Genomic DNA, 15,986 nt, shown 5'->3' with positions numbered 1-15,986 from the left:
GGTCCAGCTTGACGAAGTCGGTCAGCGGCAGCTGGCGCTGCAGGCGCAGGCTGTCGCCTTCGATGCCGTCCAGCGCGAAACGGAAGCCGTGGCCGGCCAGCTCGCGCATGCGCACCAGCAGGGCGTCGTCCGGCACCACGGACGCGACGAGTTCGAGCACGGTGCGCTCGCGCGGCAGGAAGGCGAAAATGTCGCTGGCGAGGACTTCCGCGTCCACGTTCACGAAACAGTTCGCATCGCCGATCGCGCGCGCAAGGCCCAGCTGGGCCGCATGGGCGATCACGGCAGCCGTGGCGGACAGGCCCGTCTCGTCGGCCTCTCCCTGGCGTGCGCTGCGGAACAGGAGCTCATAGCCGTACAAGGCCTGGTTCCGGTCGAGCACGGGCTGGCGCCCCAGATAGAAATCACGCACGCGCAACGGGTAGTTGGCGTGGTCCAGACTCGCGGCGGTATCAGTCATCTTGGACTCGGTGGCAATGTAACGTTTCTGGCTACTACTTTAACGCATTCCGCCGCCCGGTGACTATGCGAAAATGATTTCTTGTAAAAAACTTTTTCAGGGTTGCGGCAGACCGTCCACGAATACCTTCAGTTCACCCGGCGCGAATTCCGTCCACGTCTCGTTGGTGGTGAGCGGCGTCGTGACGATGATGGCCACGCGGTCGTTCGGCGTCGTCACCTGGGAAAAGTCGACGGACAGGTCTTCGTCGGCCAGGCAGGCCTTGTCGAAAGGGTATTTGCGCACGACGTAGCACAGCTTGGTGGAGCAGTGCGCGAACAGTGCGGTGCCATCGGACAGCATCATGTTGAACGTGCCGTGGCGCGCGATGACGGCGACGAGGTCGGCGATGGCGGCGCGCAGCACGGGCATGGCGGGCAGCGCGTCGCCGAAGCGGTCGCGCAGCTGTTGCAGCAGGAAGCAGAAGGCGCGTTCGCTGTCGGTATTGCCGACCGGACGGTAAGGACCGTCGAGCACGGGTTCGAAGCCCTTGAGGTCGCCGTTGTGGGCGAAGACCCAGTAGCGGCCCCACATCTCGCGCACGAACGGATGGCAGTTTTCCAGCGCCACCTGGCCCTGCGTGGCCTTGCGGATGTGGGCGATGACGTTCAGCGACTTGATCGGGTAGTGCTTGATCAGCTCGGCGATGGGCGACGCGATGGCCGCCTGGTGGTCGACGAAGTGGCGCACGCCGGCGCCCTCGAAGAAGGCGATGCCCCAGCCGTCATGATGCGTGTCCGTGCGCCCGCCCCGGTGGGCAAAACCGGTAAAACTGAAGACAATGTCCGTGGGAACATTGCAGTTCATGGCAAGAAGTTGACACATGGGCCAAGCTTACCATGTGCTGGCGCAAAGCCGGTATCGAAAAGGTGGGATTGGAAGAAAGGCGGGGATGGTAGAGCACCTGCGTCGCCAGCCGGCACGGGCCGCGTCACGCAGGGCGGGTCAGGCTCGAGATATCAGTGCAGCACGACCGGTTGGCTCATGAGGGTGTCGTAGGACCCCAGGAAATCGTCGATTTCCTCCATGGTCGGTTCGCTCGCGATCAGGTTGTTGACATCACGCCGGAACGCTTGCGCCAGTTTGCCGCCGATGAAAGCTTCGCGCCGGCCGGACTTGTCGACGATCTCGTAGCCGCCGAAGCGCAGGGCTTCGAGGTTGTGATCGACGCCAAATTCGACAACGCTGTACTGTTCGCTGTTATAGATCATGTTCATGATGACTCCTTCACTCGATCAGATGGGTGCAAGGTTGCCGCCCGGCGGCGGACGGCACATTTCGCACAGCCTTTCCACTTTCATTCCACTTCACTGAAGAGGTGGGGCTGGCTGGACCGAATTCAAGAACGTCTACAACTTGTTACGATTTCAACGCAGATGCTGCGGAAACGGTAGGACGTTCAGGCCTTCAGGTCGGAAGTCAGCCGTAACAGCTGATCGTATGGCTTGGACTGCAGCCACGATCGCAACTGATCAAGATGCTCGCTGTCCGCGACACCGATGAAGATGCGGCGGGGTCGCTGGCGCAGCAGGCGATTCAATGTTACACGCAAAACCAGATTGCCGGTGCAGCACAGGCAACCGGGCGCGATCCGCGCAAGTGGGAAACCTTGGGAAAGGTCATCGAGAGGAGAAATACCGGAGGCGAGGCCTTCGAGAATGATGGCAGGCGCGTCCTCGTGATGCGAATTGGCAACACAGGCGGCGATCGCCGCCTCGCGTGCCTGCGCACCGGGGCCCGTGACGAGCGTCAGTGCAATGCGCGCATCGTCCGTGGCCTGGGCGTCCTGGGGGTGCAATGGCACGGCCGCGTCGGCGGCCGTGCCTGCCGGGTCACTGGGCACTCTTCTTGCCCAGCTTGCCCGGCTCGACGCCGAGCTGCTTGAGCTTGCGGTACAGGTGGGTCCGCTCCAGGCCCGTCTTTTCGGCCACGCGCGTCATCGAACCGCCTTCGCGGCCCAGGTGGTGTTCGAAGTACATACGTTCGAACGCATCGCGCGCCTCGCGCAGCGGCAAGTCGAAGGACAGCGTGTAGCCGTGGGCATGCGCCTCGCCATTGCTCACGGGGCGGGCGATGCCGATGGCTGCGCCCATCGCGCCCGGCTGCGGCTGGGGCGCGTACATGGGCTGGGCCTGGACGCTGGGTTCGGGGGCGGGTGCGGACACGGTGCTTGCTGCCACCATCGGACGGGGCGCGATGGCCGGCGCGCGCGCCACTTCCTGGCCGCGCTGCAGGCCCTGCTGCACGGCTTTCAACAGTTTTTGCAGGGCGATCGGCTTTTCCAGGAAATTCAGCGCGCCGATGCGGGTCGCTTCCACGGCGGTATCGATGGTGGCGTGGCCGGACATCATGATGACCGGCATCGTCAGCAAGCCGTCGCGCTGCCATTCCTTCAGCAGCGTGACGCCGTCGGTATCGGGCATCCAGATGTCGAGCAGCACCAGGTCGGGAGCGCCCTGCTGGCGCGCCTGGCGGGCCTGCTGCGCGTTCTCCGCCAGCTGGACCGCATGCCCCTCGTCGCCAAGGATTTCCGAGAGCAGTTCGCGGATGCCCATTTCATCATCAACTACGAGTATGTTCGCCATCTTGTTATGCCTTTTTTCGATCTGACTCTCTCTCGGGGATGTCGAAAACCCGCAGTGCATTGCGCTGGCGTTCGTGGCGGTTTTCGAGGCTTCCCGCTGCGCAGAATACCGGAAAATTCCTTACTGTGTGCAGCGGCATGCCCGGCTCCCCTTCAGCCAAGATTCTATGCGCGATTCACGCTTCGGCCAAGTTCGCCTCTGGCGCTAACTTTAACAGCAAAATCGATACTGAAGCGCCACTTCCATCGGCACGGTTGGCGACGTCGATCCGGCCGCCATGTTCATCGACGATCTTCTTGACCATCGGCAGGCCCAGGCCGGTGCCGCGTGCTTTCGACGTCACGTAGGGCTCGAACGCGCGCGACAGGATCTTCGGCGCGAAGCCGGGCCCGTTGTCCACGATCGCCAGGCGTACCGCGGTGCCCGTGGCGCCGTCGGCACCGACATAATGGATGGCTTCCGTCACGATGTCGATGCGTGGCGGGTCGTCCCGCGTCATACGGTCGGCCAGCGCGTCCTGCGCGTTCTGCAGCAGGTTGTGGACCACCTGGCGCAATTGGGTCGCGTCGCCCATCACCTTCGGCAGTCCCGGCTGCAGCGCGGGATGGATCACGTCCGAGCCGTCCTCGGACAGGTACAGGTTCAGGATTTCCTCGATCAGGTCGTTCAGGTCGAGCGGCGCCAGCATGGCCGGCGGCGTACGCGCGTAGTCGCGGAAATCGTCGACCATGCGCTTCATCGCATCCACCTGGCTGACGATGGTGTCGGTGGCCTTGTTGAGCAGCGCGGCGGCATCCGGGTCGACGCGGCCGGCCAGCTTCATCTGCAGGCGTTCGGCCGACAGCTGGATCGGCGTGAGCGGGTTCTTGATCTCGTGCGCGAGGCGGCGCGCGACCTCGCCCCAGGCGACCGAGCGCTGGGCCGAGATCACGTCGGAAATATCGTCGAACACGACGATGAAGCCGCTGCCCGCCCCCACCGGCAGGCGCGAGCCGCGCGCGAGCAGGGTGATGTCGTGGTCGTCGTCCGTGCCGGGGCGACGCGGGATCTCGATCTGCTGCTGCCAGTGCAGGCGGCCCCGGCCGCGGCCGGCGGCGGATTGCGCGCTCTGCGCGGAGAAAGCCCGCTTGACGGTGCCGGCGAAGACTTCCAGGCCGTCGATCTGGTCCAGCGGCCGGCCGGCCAGCGCGGCCACGTCGACCTGCAGGATGCGGTTCACGGCATCGTTCGAGTTGACCACGACGCCGTCGGCATCCATCACGATCACGCCGGCCGACATGTTCGCCAGCACGGATTCCAGGTGGGCCTTGGCGCTTTGCAGCGCGGCGCGGTTGCGTTCGACGGCGGAACGCGCCTCGAACAGCTGGCCCGTCATGGCGTTGAACGATTGCGTGAGCGTACCCAGTTCGTCGTTCGTCTCGACGATCGGGCGCGGCGACAGGTCGCCCTCGGCCACGGCGCGCGTGCCCTCGGCCAGCACGAGCAGCGGCTGGGCCAGATTACCGGCGATCAGGAACGCGGCGCCGATGGCGGAAAAGATCGCCAGCAGCAAGGTCAGCGTCAGGGTGYCGATGTACATCTTGCGCAGGCCCCGGCGCGCGGCGTAGCGCTCCTGGTATTCGCGGTAGGCGGTGGACAGCACGGCGGCGTTCGACGCCAGGTTCACGGGCACGCCCTGCGTCAGCTGCAGGTAGCGCGGCGCCATGCCGGGCGGCTCGGGCACGGCCACCACCGCGCGCAGGCGCAGGCCGGTGGCGGCGTCGAGCGCGGTCGTCGTCTCGCCGGGCATGTCGCGAAAATCGTCGTCGATGCCGCCTTCCGGACGCGCGTAACCGCCCGGCATCGCGGCCTGCTTGAGCATCTGGGGCGTCGGCAGGTCGGTGACGGCGACGGCATGGCGGTCCTCGGTGGCGCTGGTCACGAGCTTGCCGCCGGCGTCGAGCAGCAGCGCGCTCTGCATGCCGTTGCTGTCGTCGACGGCGCGCGCGAGGATGGACTGGGCGTCCTGCTCGCCCTGCCCCGCCAGCGTGGCGGCGACGGTGCCCGCGTTGGCGCTCAGGTCGGCCAGGGCTTCGTCGAGGGCGGCGCGGGAGAGGTTCAGGCCGGAGTCGAGCGCGGCTTCGATCTTGACGTCGAACCACGATTCGATCGAGTGCGATACGAATTGCACGGACACCATGAACACGATGAGCCCGGGCAGGATGCCGATGCCGGCGAACAGCAGCATCAGGCGGACCATCAGGCGCGAGCCGAACTTGCCCGCCTTGTAGCGCGAATACAGGCGCCAGAACGCGACCAGCACCAGCACCAGCAGGGCCACGGCCACGCCGATTTCCATCCCCAGCAGCCAGGTGATGTTTTGGGCGAAGAAGCCGGAGTTGTTGGACGCGGATGCGAGCAGGAACAGCAGGATCGAGGCGATCGCGCTGCCGACCACCAGGGCGTAACGCAAGGCCTGGGTCACGGCTTACTCCGCACGATAGGTGAACGTCTTCTTGTGCGAGGCCAGGCGCCAGTCGGAATTATTGAAGGCATCGACCTGCAGCGGCTTCAACAGGTAATCGAGGTCCATGTACATGCGCAAGGTGACGTTGTAGGTTTCGCCGGGCTTGAGCGCGCCCTTGGGTGCGATCAGCCAGCGCGTCGGGCGGCGGATCGCGAGCAGCGCCTCGTCGAGGGTGTCGAAGTTCTGCTGGATGCTGCCGGGGGTGGACACGTGGTACACCCGGAACAGGACGTCATAGTTCAGCCTGATCGTGCGACGCGAGGAGACGGCACGGTCGTCGGTCCACCACCAGCGCGGCCGGGTCAGCCCGATCTCGGTGGTGAACGACAGCGGCACGCCGTGCTGGATGGCCTGTTCCAGGCCGGGCGTCAGGTCGAACGAATAAGCCGCCGACAGGCGGTAACCGTCGTCGGATGCTTCGATGCCGGCCCGCGTGATCTCGATTCCTTCGGCCGCCCGCGCCGTGACGCACGTCAAGGCCAGCAACAGCTGGCAGGCGAGGAGGAGGAAAAATCGTACAGTCACTAGGGGCCAGAGCCTTTTAAAAGCGTTGTCGGAAAGCTTACGCCCCGGCCTTGTGGAAGAGCGCATAGAACAGACCGTCATGATCCTGCCCGACGCCGCTTCGAGGAAGCAATTGGCCCGGCGCATCGAGACGGATCGCACCGTGGCGCACCGCGAAGGCGGCGGCCTGCGCTTCCGATTCCTGCGGCCAGAGCGAACATGTCACGAACAGCAATTTACCATCGGGCCGCAGCATCTGCCAAAGGTTGTCGAGTATTTTGCTGGAAAGTGTTGCAAGTTGGTGGGTGTCACTCTTGCGGCGCAGCCAGCGGATATCCGGGTGGCGCCGCACGATGCCGGATGCCGTGCACGGCACGTCGGCGAGGATACGATCGTATGGACGACCATCCCACCAATCCATCGCCTCGGCCGCACCCGCCTTGACGGTGGCGGAGAGGCCCAGGCGCTGCAGGTTCTGCTCGACCCGGACGAGACGGCGCGCATCGGCATCCAGCGCCGTCAGGTCGACGTCGGCGCATTCCAGGATGTGTCCGCTCTTGCCACCCGGGGCCGCGCAGGCGTCCAGCACGCGCATGCCATCGCGCACGTCCAGCAGCGGCGCGGCCAGCTGGGCACCCGCATCCTGCACGGACACGAGCCCGTCGGCAAAGCCGGGAAGCTGCGCCACGTTCACGGCCTGGGCCAGGCGCACGGCGCTCGGGCCCACCTGCGTCGCGTCCATGCCGGCAGCCGCCAGCGTCTTCAGGTAGGTGTCGACGTCGGTCTTGCGGCGGTTCACGCGCAGGGTCAAAGGCGGCTGGCGGTTGCCGGCGGCGAGGACGTCCTGCCAGTCGTCCGGATACGCGGTGCGTACCGAATCGATCCACCACTGCGGATAGTTCCACTGGGCCACCGGTTCGCGCAGGGCGGCGGCCAGTACCTGCTCGCGCTCGCGCAGGAAGCGGCGCAGCACGGCGTTCACCATCGCCTTCGCGTGGGCGAAATCCGGGTGCGCGGCGGCGGCGCCGACGGCCTGGTCGACGACGGTGAAGGCTTCGTACGGCGGCTCGGTGCCCGCGGGCGGGTCGAGCAGCGCCAGCGCGCACTCCAGCAGGCCGGCCAGCATGGGCGGCTCGGGCGCCTTGCTCGTCATCATGCCCAGCAGGATGCCGCTGCGGCCCAGCTGGCGCATCGCGCGGTAGGCGATGTCCTGCATGGCGCCGCGCGCCTGTGGCGGGGCGTCCCAGGCCTGGAATACCTCGGCCAGTGCCTGCGGCAATGCCATGCCGGCGCGCACGCGCGCCAGGCTGCTCGCCGCGCCCAGCAGGGCGAACGCGAGCGCATCGGGACGCAGGTCGGGACGGTAATCGAGCTGGACCGGCGCCTTGACCTCGTAGCTGTGGCGCAGGCGCGGGCCTTCATCGCGCGAATGAACATGACCGGCGTCGCGCGACTGCGCATGACGGGCGTCGCGCGACTGCGCGTAACCAGTATCGCGCGGCGCCGGCTCGATGCGTTGCGTGCCGCGTGGCGCCGTGCCGCCTTGGCCGCGCGGTGCGGCCGAAGGGGTGGCCGAACTCGCCGGCTTGCCGGCCTGCGGGCCAGCCTTACCCTTGCCGGGCGCGCCACCCGGGCGTGCCGGGCCGGACCCGGTACGGTCGTTACGGCCGCGCCGGGTATCGGCCGTCGGGGCCTTGGGTTTGAGGGTGAGCGTCGGGCGCTTTTCGGTCATGGCAATCGTTCAATGCATAAAGACGCACATTGTAACGGTTACGGCGTTGCGCAGGCTTAAGCGAGGCTTGGCATGGCGTTCCCAGGTGGTATTGCGCATTGCGGCAAACCAGTATAATGGTTGCTTGTTTCGCGTGGCATCGCCACCGCGTCGCGACCGACCCTTATATTTTCGACCACAGTTCATGCTCGCCCAACAAAAACAAGAGATCGTTGCCCTGTTCCAGGCCGCGCTGGCCCCCATCGTCGCGGGCAGCGACCTCAGCCCTAACGTCGTCCTCGAGCGTCCGCGCGACCCGAGCCACGGCGACATCGCCTGCAACATCGCCATGCAGCTGGCCAAGCCGCTCAAGATGAACCCGCGCGAACTGGCCACCCGCCTCGTCGCCGCGTTGCAGGCCGATCCCAAGGCACAGAGCCTGATCGAATCGGCCGACGTGGCCGGCCCCGGCTTCATCAACCTGCGCGTGGCCGCCAGCGCCAAGCAGTCCGTCGTGAAAACCGTCCTGCAGCAGGGCGAGGCGTTCGGCCGCGGCGAGTCCGGCAACGGCCACCACGTGATCATCGAATTCGTGTCCGCCAACCCGACCGGTCCGCTGCACGTGGGCCACGGCCGCCAGGCAGCGCTGGGCGACGCCCTGTCGTCGCTGTTCGAATCGCAGGGCCACCAGGTCACCCGCGAGTTCTATTACAACGACGCCGGCGTGCAGATTCTGACCCTGGCCAATTCGGTCCAGGCACGCGCGCGCGGCTTCCGTCCGGGCGACATCGAATGGCCGGAATCGGCGTACAACGGCGACTACATCCAGGACATCGCCGACGACTTCCTCGCCAGGAAGACCGTGTCGGCCAGCGACGGCCAGCCCGCCACCGCCAGCGGCGACACGAACGACATCGAATCGATCCGCCGCTTCGCCGTGACCTACCTGCGCAACGAGCAGGACCAGGACCTGCAGGCGTTCGGCGTCAAGTTCGACAACTACTATCTCGAGTCCTCGCTGTACACCGACGGCAAGGTCGAAGCGGCCGTGCAGGCCCTGGTCGACGCCGGCAAGACCTATGAACAGGACGGCGCCCTGTGGCTCAAGACGACCGAATACGGCGACGACAAGGACCGCGTGATGCGCAAGTCCGACGGCACCTATACCTATTTCGTGCCGGACGTGGCGTACCACATCCAGAAATTCAAGCGCGGCTTCGACCAGGCCATCAACATCCAGGGCAGCGACCACCACGGCACCATCGCGCGCGTGCGCGCCGGCCTGCAGGCCGTGAACATCGGCATCCCGCAGGGTTATCCCGACTACGTGCTGCACAAGATGGTTACCGTCATGAAGAACGGCGAGGAGGTCAAGATCTCCAAGCGCGCCGGCTCGTACGTGACCGTGCGCGACCTGATCGAATGGTCGGGCAACGGCGAAGTGACCCGCGGCCGCGATGCCGTGCGCTTCTTCCTCATCTCGCGCAAGGCCGACACGGAATTCGTGTTCGACGTCGACGTCGCCCTCGCGACCAATGACGAGAACCCCGTGTACTACGTGCAGTACGCCCACGCGCGCATCTGCTCGGCCCTCGCGAACTGGGGCGGCGACGTCGCGCAGCTGGCGGACGCCGACCTGTCGCCGCTGACGAATGCGCACGAATCCGGCCTGCTGGCCAAGCTGGCGGCGTACCCTGAGATGCTGCAGCGCGCGCTCGTCGAGCTGGGCCCGCACCAGGTCGCGTTCTACCTGCGCGAACTGGCCGCCGACCTGCACAGCTACTACTTCGCCCACAAATGGCTGCTCGACGACGACGAGGCGACGAAGCTTGCGCGCCTCGCGCTGGCGGCCGCCATCCGCCAGGTGCTGCGCAACGGCCTGGCCCTGATCGGCGTCTCGGCGCCGGAAAAAATGTAAGCATCGTTTCAACGACCGACCGTCCTACATGACCCACCGAAAGCTTCGTTCCTTTTCGCGCCAGCGGGGCAGCACGCTCACTGGCCTCATCATCGGCCTGATCGTCGGCCTGGGTATCGCGGTCGCGGTCGCGCTGACGATCACCAAGGGCGCCTCGCCGTTCACCGACAAGACGGCCAAGGCGGGCCGCCCGGCCGATCCGGCGCCGGGCCAGGCCCAGGATCCGAACAAGCCGATGTACGCCAACCGCGATGCCGCGCGCGAGGCGAACAAGGAGGTCGCGGAAAAGGCGGCCGCCAGGACCAATGGCGCGCCCGCCGCAGCTGACAGCAGACCCGCCGAAGCCAAGCCGGCCGATGCCGATCCGCTGGGCCAGGCGATCGCCGCGATGAAGGACGCGCCGCCGGCCAAACCGGAACCGAAGGCGGAAACGCGCGTCGCCTCGGTCTCGCCCTCACCCGCGCCGGCGCCCGCCCCTGCCGCCGGCGCCGCCGCTGCGGGCGAGTACGTGTACTACCTGCAGGCCGGTGCGTTCCGCGGCATGGCGGACGCCGAAGCCACGCGCGCCAAGCTGGCGCTGCTCGGTTTCGAGGCGACGATCAGCGACCGCACGACCGACAGCGGCGTGCTGCACCGCGTGCGCCTGGGCCCGTACAACCAGGTCGAGTCCATGAACAAAGCGCGCGCCAAGCTGCTCGACAACGGCGTCGTCGTCGACATCGTGCGTAACCAGCGCTGAGGAGCCGGAATGCACGCACCGCGCCGCCTGTTCTGCACCGCCCTCCTCGGCCTTGCCGCCGGATTCGCCGCGCTCCCGGCCCTGGCCGCCGACCCGCAGGCAGGGACGCAATACCTCGCGCTGCCGTCCGTGCAGCCGACCGACACCGGCAAGAAGGTCGAGGTCATCGAATTCTTCGCCTACTACTGCCCGCACTGCCATGCGTTCGAGCCTCTGCTGTCGGCATGGGTGAAGAAGCAGGGCGACAACATCGTGTTCAAGCGCGTGCACGTGCCGGGCGGCGCCGGCGTGCTGGCGCAGCAGCGCCTGTTCTACACGCTCGACGCGATGGGCCTGCTGGACCAGTACCATCAAAAGGTGTTCGACGCGCTGCACCAGCAGCACCTGCGCCTGTCCAGCGACGAACAGGTGTTCGACTGGGTGGCGCAGAACGGCATCGACCGCGCAAAATTCATCGACACGTATCGCTCGTTCGGTATCCAGGCGAGGCTGCGCCGTGCGGGCGCGTTGATGGATGCGTATGGAGTAGACCGCTGGCCCCTCGTCGTCATCGATGGCCGCTTCGTGACCTCGCCCTCGCACGTGGGCGCAAGCGCGCCCGAGGGCAGCACGGAAGCCCAGCAACAGCAGATGGCGCTGCAGGTGATGGACTTCCTCGTCGCGAAAGCGAAAGCGGACAAGCAATGACCGCCGCGCGGCGCCGCCGGCTGCGCGTGTTCGTCACGGGCGCGTCCAGTGGCCTCGGCGCCGCGCTGACGCGCGAATACGCAGCGCGCGGCGCCGTCCTCGGCCTGCTCGGCCGCCGCGACGACGCATTGCGCGGCCTGGCCGCCTCGCTGCCATCGTCCCTCGACCACCACATCTACGCCGTCGACGTGACGGACCACGCGGCGCTCGCGCATGCCGCCGCCGACTTCATCGCGCGCGAGGGCGGCGCCGACATCGTCATCGCCAGCGCGGGCGTCTCGGCCGGCACGCTGACGGAACGGCCGGGCGACCTCGCCGAGTTCGGTCACATCTTCGCCGTCAACGTTACGGCCACCGTGGCGACCTTCGCCCCGTTCATCGAATCCATGAAGCGCGAGACTGGCCCGCGCCGCCTCGTCGCCATCGGCAGCGTCGCCGGCATCCGCGGCATGAAGGGCGCCGGCGCCTATTGCGCGTCGAAGTCGGCCGTACACGCCTATGCGGAATCGCTGCGCCTCGAACTGCAACCCCACGGTATCCGGGTCGTGACCATCGTGCCCGGCTACATCGACACCCCGATGACCCGTCAAAACCATTTTCCGATGCCCTTCCTGATGCCCGTCGACCGCTTCGCGGCCGCGGCTGCGCGCGCCATCGACGCCGGCGCCAGCTACCGCGTGATCCCCTGGCCCATGGGGATCGTGGCAAAACTCCTGCGCCTGCTGCCCAACGTCGTGTTCGACGCACTGTTCGTGCATGCGCCGCAAAAGGCGGCAAAGGCGGGGTCCCCTCGATGAACGCCGACCGCATCCGGCAACTGGCGCGCGCCGGCGTCGCCGTCGAGGTGGTGCGCGAAACCGGCTCGACGAATGCCGACCTGCTGGCGCGCGCGCCACGGCTGACGCAACCGGTGCTGCTGGTCGCCGAACACCAGACCGCGGGCCGCGGACGCGCCGGCCGCAGCTGGCTGTCCGAGCCGGATCACTCGCTGACGTTCTCGCTGGCCTGGCGCTTCGCCGACGGCCTGCGCGGCCTGGCCGGGCTGCCGCTCGCGGTCGGCGTCGCGCTGGCCGAGACGCTGGGCCGGCTCGGCCAGCCCGTACAGCTGAAATGGCCGAACGACGTGCTCAAGGATGGCGACAAGCTGGCCGGCATCCTCGTCGAGACGCACGTGACGCCGGATGGCGCGGCCTGGACCATCGTCGGGATCGGCGTGAACCTCGTGATGCCGGACGCACTCGAAGAAAAGATAGGCCGCAGTGCCGCCGCGGTACCGTGGCTCGCGCGCATGGACCGCGACGAGTTGATGGCCGCCCTGCTCGACGGCCTGGCCGATGCGCTATCCTTGTTCGCGCGCGCAGGATTCGCCGCGTTCGCCGCACGCTGGAACGTGCTGCATGCGTGGCAGGGCCGGCCGGTCGTGCTGCTCGACCGGGGCGAGATCCAGCACGAGGGACTCGCCGCCGGGGTGGACGACACCGGCCGCCTGCTGCTCGACACGGCGGCCGGCCGCGTTACCATCGTCGCCGGCGACGTGTCGCTGCGGACACGTAACTGAGCGCGACTGATCGCCACGGAGGACATCATGCTGCTGCTCGTCGACGCAGGCAACACCCGAATCAAATGGGCCATCGCGGATGCCGGCGCGGCACCGGGCGACTGGACCGCGCACGGCGCCGTGCCGCACGCGGAACTGGAGCGCCTGGAGCCCGCCTGGGCCGGCCAGGGGCTCACGCGCGCCATTATCTCGAACGTCGCGGGTCATGCGATGCAGGCCCAGTTGGCCGCGCTGCTCGCCCCGCTGCTGCCGGCGCCGCCGCACTGGTTCACGTCGCGCGCCGAACTGAATGGCCTGCGCAACCACTACCGCAACCCGGTGCAACTGGGCAGCGACCGCTTCGCCGCCGCCCTCGGCGCGCGCTGCGTCGCCCCCGGCAAGGCCCTCGTCGTGGCCACGTGCGGCACGGCGACCACGGTCGACGCCGTGACGGCCGCCGGCGACTTCCTGGGCGGGATGATCCTGCCGGGCCTGGGCCTGATGCTGGGCGCGCTCGCGCGCGGCACGGCCCAGCTGCCGCAGGTGGCGCCGGGCACGCACGGTTACGTCGCCCCGCCCGTGTTCGCGGACCAGACGAGCGACGCCATCCTGTCCGGCTGCCTGGCCGCGCAGGCCGGCGCGATCGAACGGGCCTGCGCCGCGCTGGCGGCCGACCTGTGCGTCATCTCGGGCGGCGCGGCGGCCAGCGTGGCCCCGCTGCTGTCCGTTCCGCATTGGATGCTGGATAATATCGTGCTGGTGGGGCTGCACGCGGCCGCACCGCTGCTTGCTGCCGAACCCGCATCCCCTTGAGGACTCGCCTTGCTACGATTCGCCTTCTGGTCCCTGCTGTTCCTGAACGCCGCCCTGTTCGCGTATGCGCAGGGCCTGGTCGGCACGTCCAAAAGCTATGAACACGAACCGGCGCGCCTGAAGCGCCAGTTCAACACGGCCAAGATGACCCTGCTCACGCGCGAGCAGGCCGAGGCTGCGGCCAAGGCCACCACACCGCCGGGCGGCGGCGAGGCCGCGGCCAGCAGCGCGGACGCCGCCAGCGCGGCGGCGAGCGCTCCCACCACCGTTGCCGCCAATGCTGTTACGCCGGTGGCTGCACCAGCGCCGACACCCTCGTTCGCCTGCACGGAAATCGGCCCGCTCGACGCCACGGACGCCCGTCGCTTCGAAGCGCGCCTCGCCGCGCTCGACCTGGGCGACCGCCAGTCGCGCCAGACGGTCCAGGCGCAGGACGTGACCAGTTGGCTCGTGCACATCCCCTCGCAGGGCAGCAAGGAAGCGGCCGACCGCAAGGCGGCCGAACTGCGCGACCTGGGCGTGACCAATTTCTACGTCATGCAGGGCGATTCGCCGTTGAAGTACGCGATCTCGCTCGGCGTGTTCAAGACCGAGAGCGGCGCCCAGGGCCTGCTCGCGCAACTGGGCAAACAGGGCGTGCACACGGCGCGCATCGCGCCGCGCGGGCCGCAGACCGTGCACTACGTCTATCGCGTGCGCGGGCTCGATGCGGCGACGCGCAAACGCATCGAAGGCTATGCCGAGCGTTACGACGGGGCGGAGATCAAGAGTTGCGGGTGAGCCGCGCCCGGCGGCCCTGACTTTTGGCGGATGCGGCGCCGCGACGACGGCATTAGCATCTTGCTGCGAGCCCTCATCCGACGATGAGCCGGCTGGAGCGGTACGCAACGCAAAGAGGGAGCCACCATGACCGGTCACGCGCATTCCACCACTCCCATCCGTCTGCCGATCGGCAGCGCCGACGGTGTCGTGTTCGATGTCGTCGCCTGGGGGCCGGCGCAGGCTGACGTAGATTTCAGCGTGGCCTGCATGTTCGAGCACGAAATGGGGCAGGCCGGCATCGCCGGGGGCCTGCTGGCGCTGGACCAGGCGCTCGGTGGCCAGTTGACGCGCCTGCGGGCGGCAGGCGCATTCCGCGCGCAACCGATGGAAACCTTGCTGGTGACATCACCACCGCCGGGCGTGGTGCCGCGGGCGGTACTCGTGATCGGGCTGGGCGATCCCGCTGTGCTGGACGGCGACATGCTGCGACGCGCCACCCGCGTCGCGATGCGCGAGGCGATCCGTTTCGGCGCCCGCTCGATGGCGTTCGCACCCAGCGTGCTCGACGGCGGCCATACCGACAACGCCGCGCTGGACATGCAGGACGTCATGATGGATGGCATGCTGGGGGCCCTGCGTGCCGAATACATGCTGGCCGACGCCGGCCTGGCCGATCCCCCCGCCCTTCGCCATTGCACCTTCGACGTGGGCGCGCCCCGCGCGCAGGCTGCCGGCCTCGCATTCGCAGCGGTATTTGCACGACTGACCGCTCAAGCGCTGCCGGATTCCTCCGGCGCATGACCCGTATTTGCTCGCAATATTTCCTTCATGACGCTGGCGCCGTACCGGCACTGCATTCCGGTCCGCCCATTGTCTTGATCGCCCGCTCGATCGCCTTGATCTTCTCCCGCATCGCCGACAGATTGCGCAGCAGCGCCGCATTACGTTCCCATTCCGCGTTCGGCGCCATCGGATAAAAACCCGTGTACCGGCCCGGCACGGCGATCGAGTTCGGCACGAGCGTGCCCGCCGTGATGTGGACGTTGTCGGCAATGGTGATATGGCCGTTGATCATCGCCGCGCCACCGACCGTGCAGTGCCGGCCGATGTTGGCGCTGCCCGCCACGCCCACGCAGCCGGCCATCGCCGTGTGCGCGCCGATGCGGCAGTTGTGGCCGATCTGGATCTGGTTGTCGAGTTTCACGCCGTCCTCGATCACAGTATCGTCCAGCGCGCCCCGGTCGATCGCCGTGTTCGAGCCGATGTCGACGTCGTCGCCGATCACCACCCGCCCCGTCTGCGGGATCTTGATGTACACGCCGCCGTCCACCGCGAAGCCGAAGCCGTCGCCGCCGATCACGGCGCTGGAGTGCACGATGCCGCGCGCGCCGATGACGCAGCGGGCGTGGAACGTGACGTTGGCGAAGAAATGCGTGCCCTCGCCCACCGTTGCGTCGCGGCCGATGTAGCAGCCCGCGTCGATCACGGCGCCCGGGCCGATCGACGCGCCCGCCTCCACCGTGGCGTGCGGGCCGATGGTTGCCGTCGCGTGCACGCGCGCATCCGCGTGCACGATGGCCGACGGGTGGATGCCCGGTGCCGGCGCGGGATCCGGCACGCACAGGTATTGCGCCGCGCGCGCGAAATATGCGTAGGGATTGTTCGTGACGATGCGCGCGCCGGCATAGGTGGCGGCGACTTCCGGCTCGTYGGGCGGCGCCAGGA

The 15,986-nt window shown here is 67.8% G+C and carries 16 protein-coding genes and 1 pseudogene; 8 read left to right on the top strand and 9 right to left on the bottom strand.

Annotated elements, in window-relative coordinates; all coding sequences use genetic code 11:
• The 8 genes and pseudogenes from AC1DYX_RS17080 to rsmB form a co-directional block, all read right to left on the bottom strand.
• Positions 1–460 (bottom strand): annotated as a pseudogene (locus tag AC1DYX_RS17080) (EAL domain-containing protein); the annotation flags it as partial.
• A 96-nt stretch (positions 461–556) separates the two neighbouring features.
• Entirely contained in the window at positions 557–1,324 is a 768-nt protein-coding gene (locus tag AC1DYX_RS17075; protein ID WP_477260888.1) for a class II glutamine amidotransferase, read from the bottom strand.
• Between the two features lie 134 nt (positions 1,325–1,458).
• On the bottom strand, positions 1,459–1,716 hold the full coding sequence (locus AC1DYX_RS17070; protein ID WP_036235350.1) for a BTH_I0359 family protein: 258 nt from the start codon (positions 1,714–1,716) through the stop codon (positions 1,459–1,461).
• 182 nt (positions 1,717–1,898) lie between these two features.
• Positions 1,899–2,342: a GTPase gene (locus tag AC1DYX_RS17065; protein ID WP_477260885.1), complete on the bottom strand. Its 444-nt coding sequence runs from the start codon at positions 2,340–2,342 to the stop codon at positions 1,899–1,901.
• On the bottom strand, positions 2,332–3,084 hold the full coding sequence (locus AC1DYX_RS17060; RefSeq protein WP_477260883.1) for a response regulator: 753 nt from the start codon (positions 3,082–3,084) through the stop codon (positions 2,332–2,334). The genes AC1DYX_RS17065 and AC1DYX_RS17060 overlap by 11 nt, the downstream gene beginning before the upstream one ends.
• Before the next feature lie 175 nt (positions 3,085–3,259).
• Positions 3,260–5,548: a sensor histidine kinase gene (locus tag AC1DYX_RS17055; protein ID WP_477260881.1), complete on the bottom strand. Its 2,289-nt coding sequence runs from the start codon at positions 5,546–5,548 to the stop codon at positions 3,260–3,262.
• A 3-nt stretch (positions 5,549–5,551) separates the two neighbouring features.
• Positions 5,552–6,115 (bottom strand): DUF4390 domain-containing protein, encoded by a 564-nt coding sequence (locus tag AC1DYX_RS17050; protein ID WP_477260879.1) that lies wholly within the window; start codon positions 6,113–6,115, stop codon positions 5,552–5,554.
• A 37-nt stretch (positions 6,116–6,152) separates the two neighbouring features.
• Positions 6,153–7,502, bottom strand: a complete 1,350-nt coding sequence (gene rsmB / locus AC1DYX_RS17045) for a 16S rRNA (cytosine(967)-C(5))-methyltransferase RsmB (protein ID WP_477260889.1) — start codon at positions 7,500–7,502, stop codon at positions 6,153–6,155.
• Between the two features lie 508 nt (positions 7,503–8,010).
• Between rsmB and argS the strand changes: the two genes are divergently transcribed.
• From argS to AC1DYX_RS17005, 8 genes are all read left to right on the top strand, one after another.
• Positions 8,011–9,723 carry an arginine--tRNA ligase gene (argS, locus tag AC1DYX_RS17040; protein ID WP_477260877.1) on the top strand — a complete coding sequence of 571 codons (1,713 nt, stop codon included), beginning with the start codon at positions 8,011–8,013 and terminating at the stop codon, positions 9,721–9,723.
• 28 nt (positions 9,724–9,751) lie between these two features.
• A complete protein-coding gene (locus AC1DYX_RS17035) occupies positions 9,752–10,462 on the top strand; it encodes an SPOR domain-containing protein (protein WP_477260875.1) in 711 nt (236 codons plus the stop codon).
• Positions 10,463–10,471: 9 nt separating this feature from the next.
• Positions 10,472–11,149: a thiol:disulfide interchange protein DsbA/DsbL gene (locus tag AC1DYX_RS17030; RefSeq protein WP_477260873.1), complete on the top strand. Its 678-nt coding sequence runs from the start codon at positions 10,472–10,474 to the stop codon at positions 11,147–11,149.
• Positions 11,146–11,946 (top strand): SDR family oxidoreductase, encoded by an 801-nt coding sequence (locus AC1DYX_RS17025; RefSeq protein WP_477260871.1) that lies wholly within the window; start codon positions 11,146–11,148, stop codon positions 11,944–11,946. Before AC1DYX_RS17030 ends, AC1DYX_RS17025 begins: the two co-directional genes overlap by 4 nt.
• Positions 11,943–12,707 carry a biotin--[acetyl-CoA-carboxylase] ligase gene (locus AC1DYX_RS17020; protein ID WP_477260869.1) on the top strand — a complete coding sequence of 255 codons (765 nt, stop codon included), beginning with the start codon at positions 11,943–11,945 and terminating at the stop codon, positions 12,705–12,707. Before AC1DYX_RS17025 ends, AC1DYX_RS17020 begins: the two co-directional genes overlap by 4 nt.
• 27 nt (positions 12,708–12,734) lie before the next feature.
• Positions 12,735–13,499 (top strand): type III pantothenate kinase, encoded by a 765-nt coding sequence (locus AC1DYX_RS17015; RefSeq protein ID WP_477260867.1) that lies wholly within the window; start codon positions 12,735–12,737, stop codon positions 13,497–13,499.
• Positions 13,500–13,508: 9 nt separating this feature from the next.
• Complete coding sequence (locus AC1DYX_RS17010; protein ID WP_477260865.1) at positions 13,509–14,279, top strand: SPOR domain-containing protein; 771 nt, start codon at positions 13,509–13,511, stop codon at positions 14,277–14,279.
• A 126-nt stretch (positions 14,280–14,405) separates the two neighbouring features.
• Positions 14,406–15,062 carry a M17 family peptidase N-terminal domain-containing protein gene (locus tag AC1DYX_RS17005; RefSeq protein WP_477260863.1) on the top strand — a complete coding sequence of 219 codons (657 nt, stop codon included), beginning with the start codon at positions 14,406–14,408 and terminating at the stop codon, positions 15,060–15,062.
• Positions 15,063–15,087: 25 nt separating this feature from the next.
• Here AC1DYX_RS17005 and lpxD read toward each other — a convergent pair.
• A partial coding sequence (gene lpxD / locus AC1DYX_RS17000; protein WP_477260861.1) for a UDP-3-O-(3-hydroxymyristoyl)glucosamine N-acyltransferase occupies positions 15,088–15,986 on the bottom strand: 899 nt, incomplete at its 5' end.

The organism is Massilia sp. P2_C2, assembly GCF_056404615.1.
Note: the sequence above shows the minus strand (reverse complement) of the source record. Positions and strands in the feature narration are given on the sequence as shown.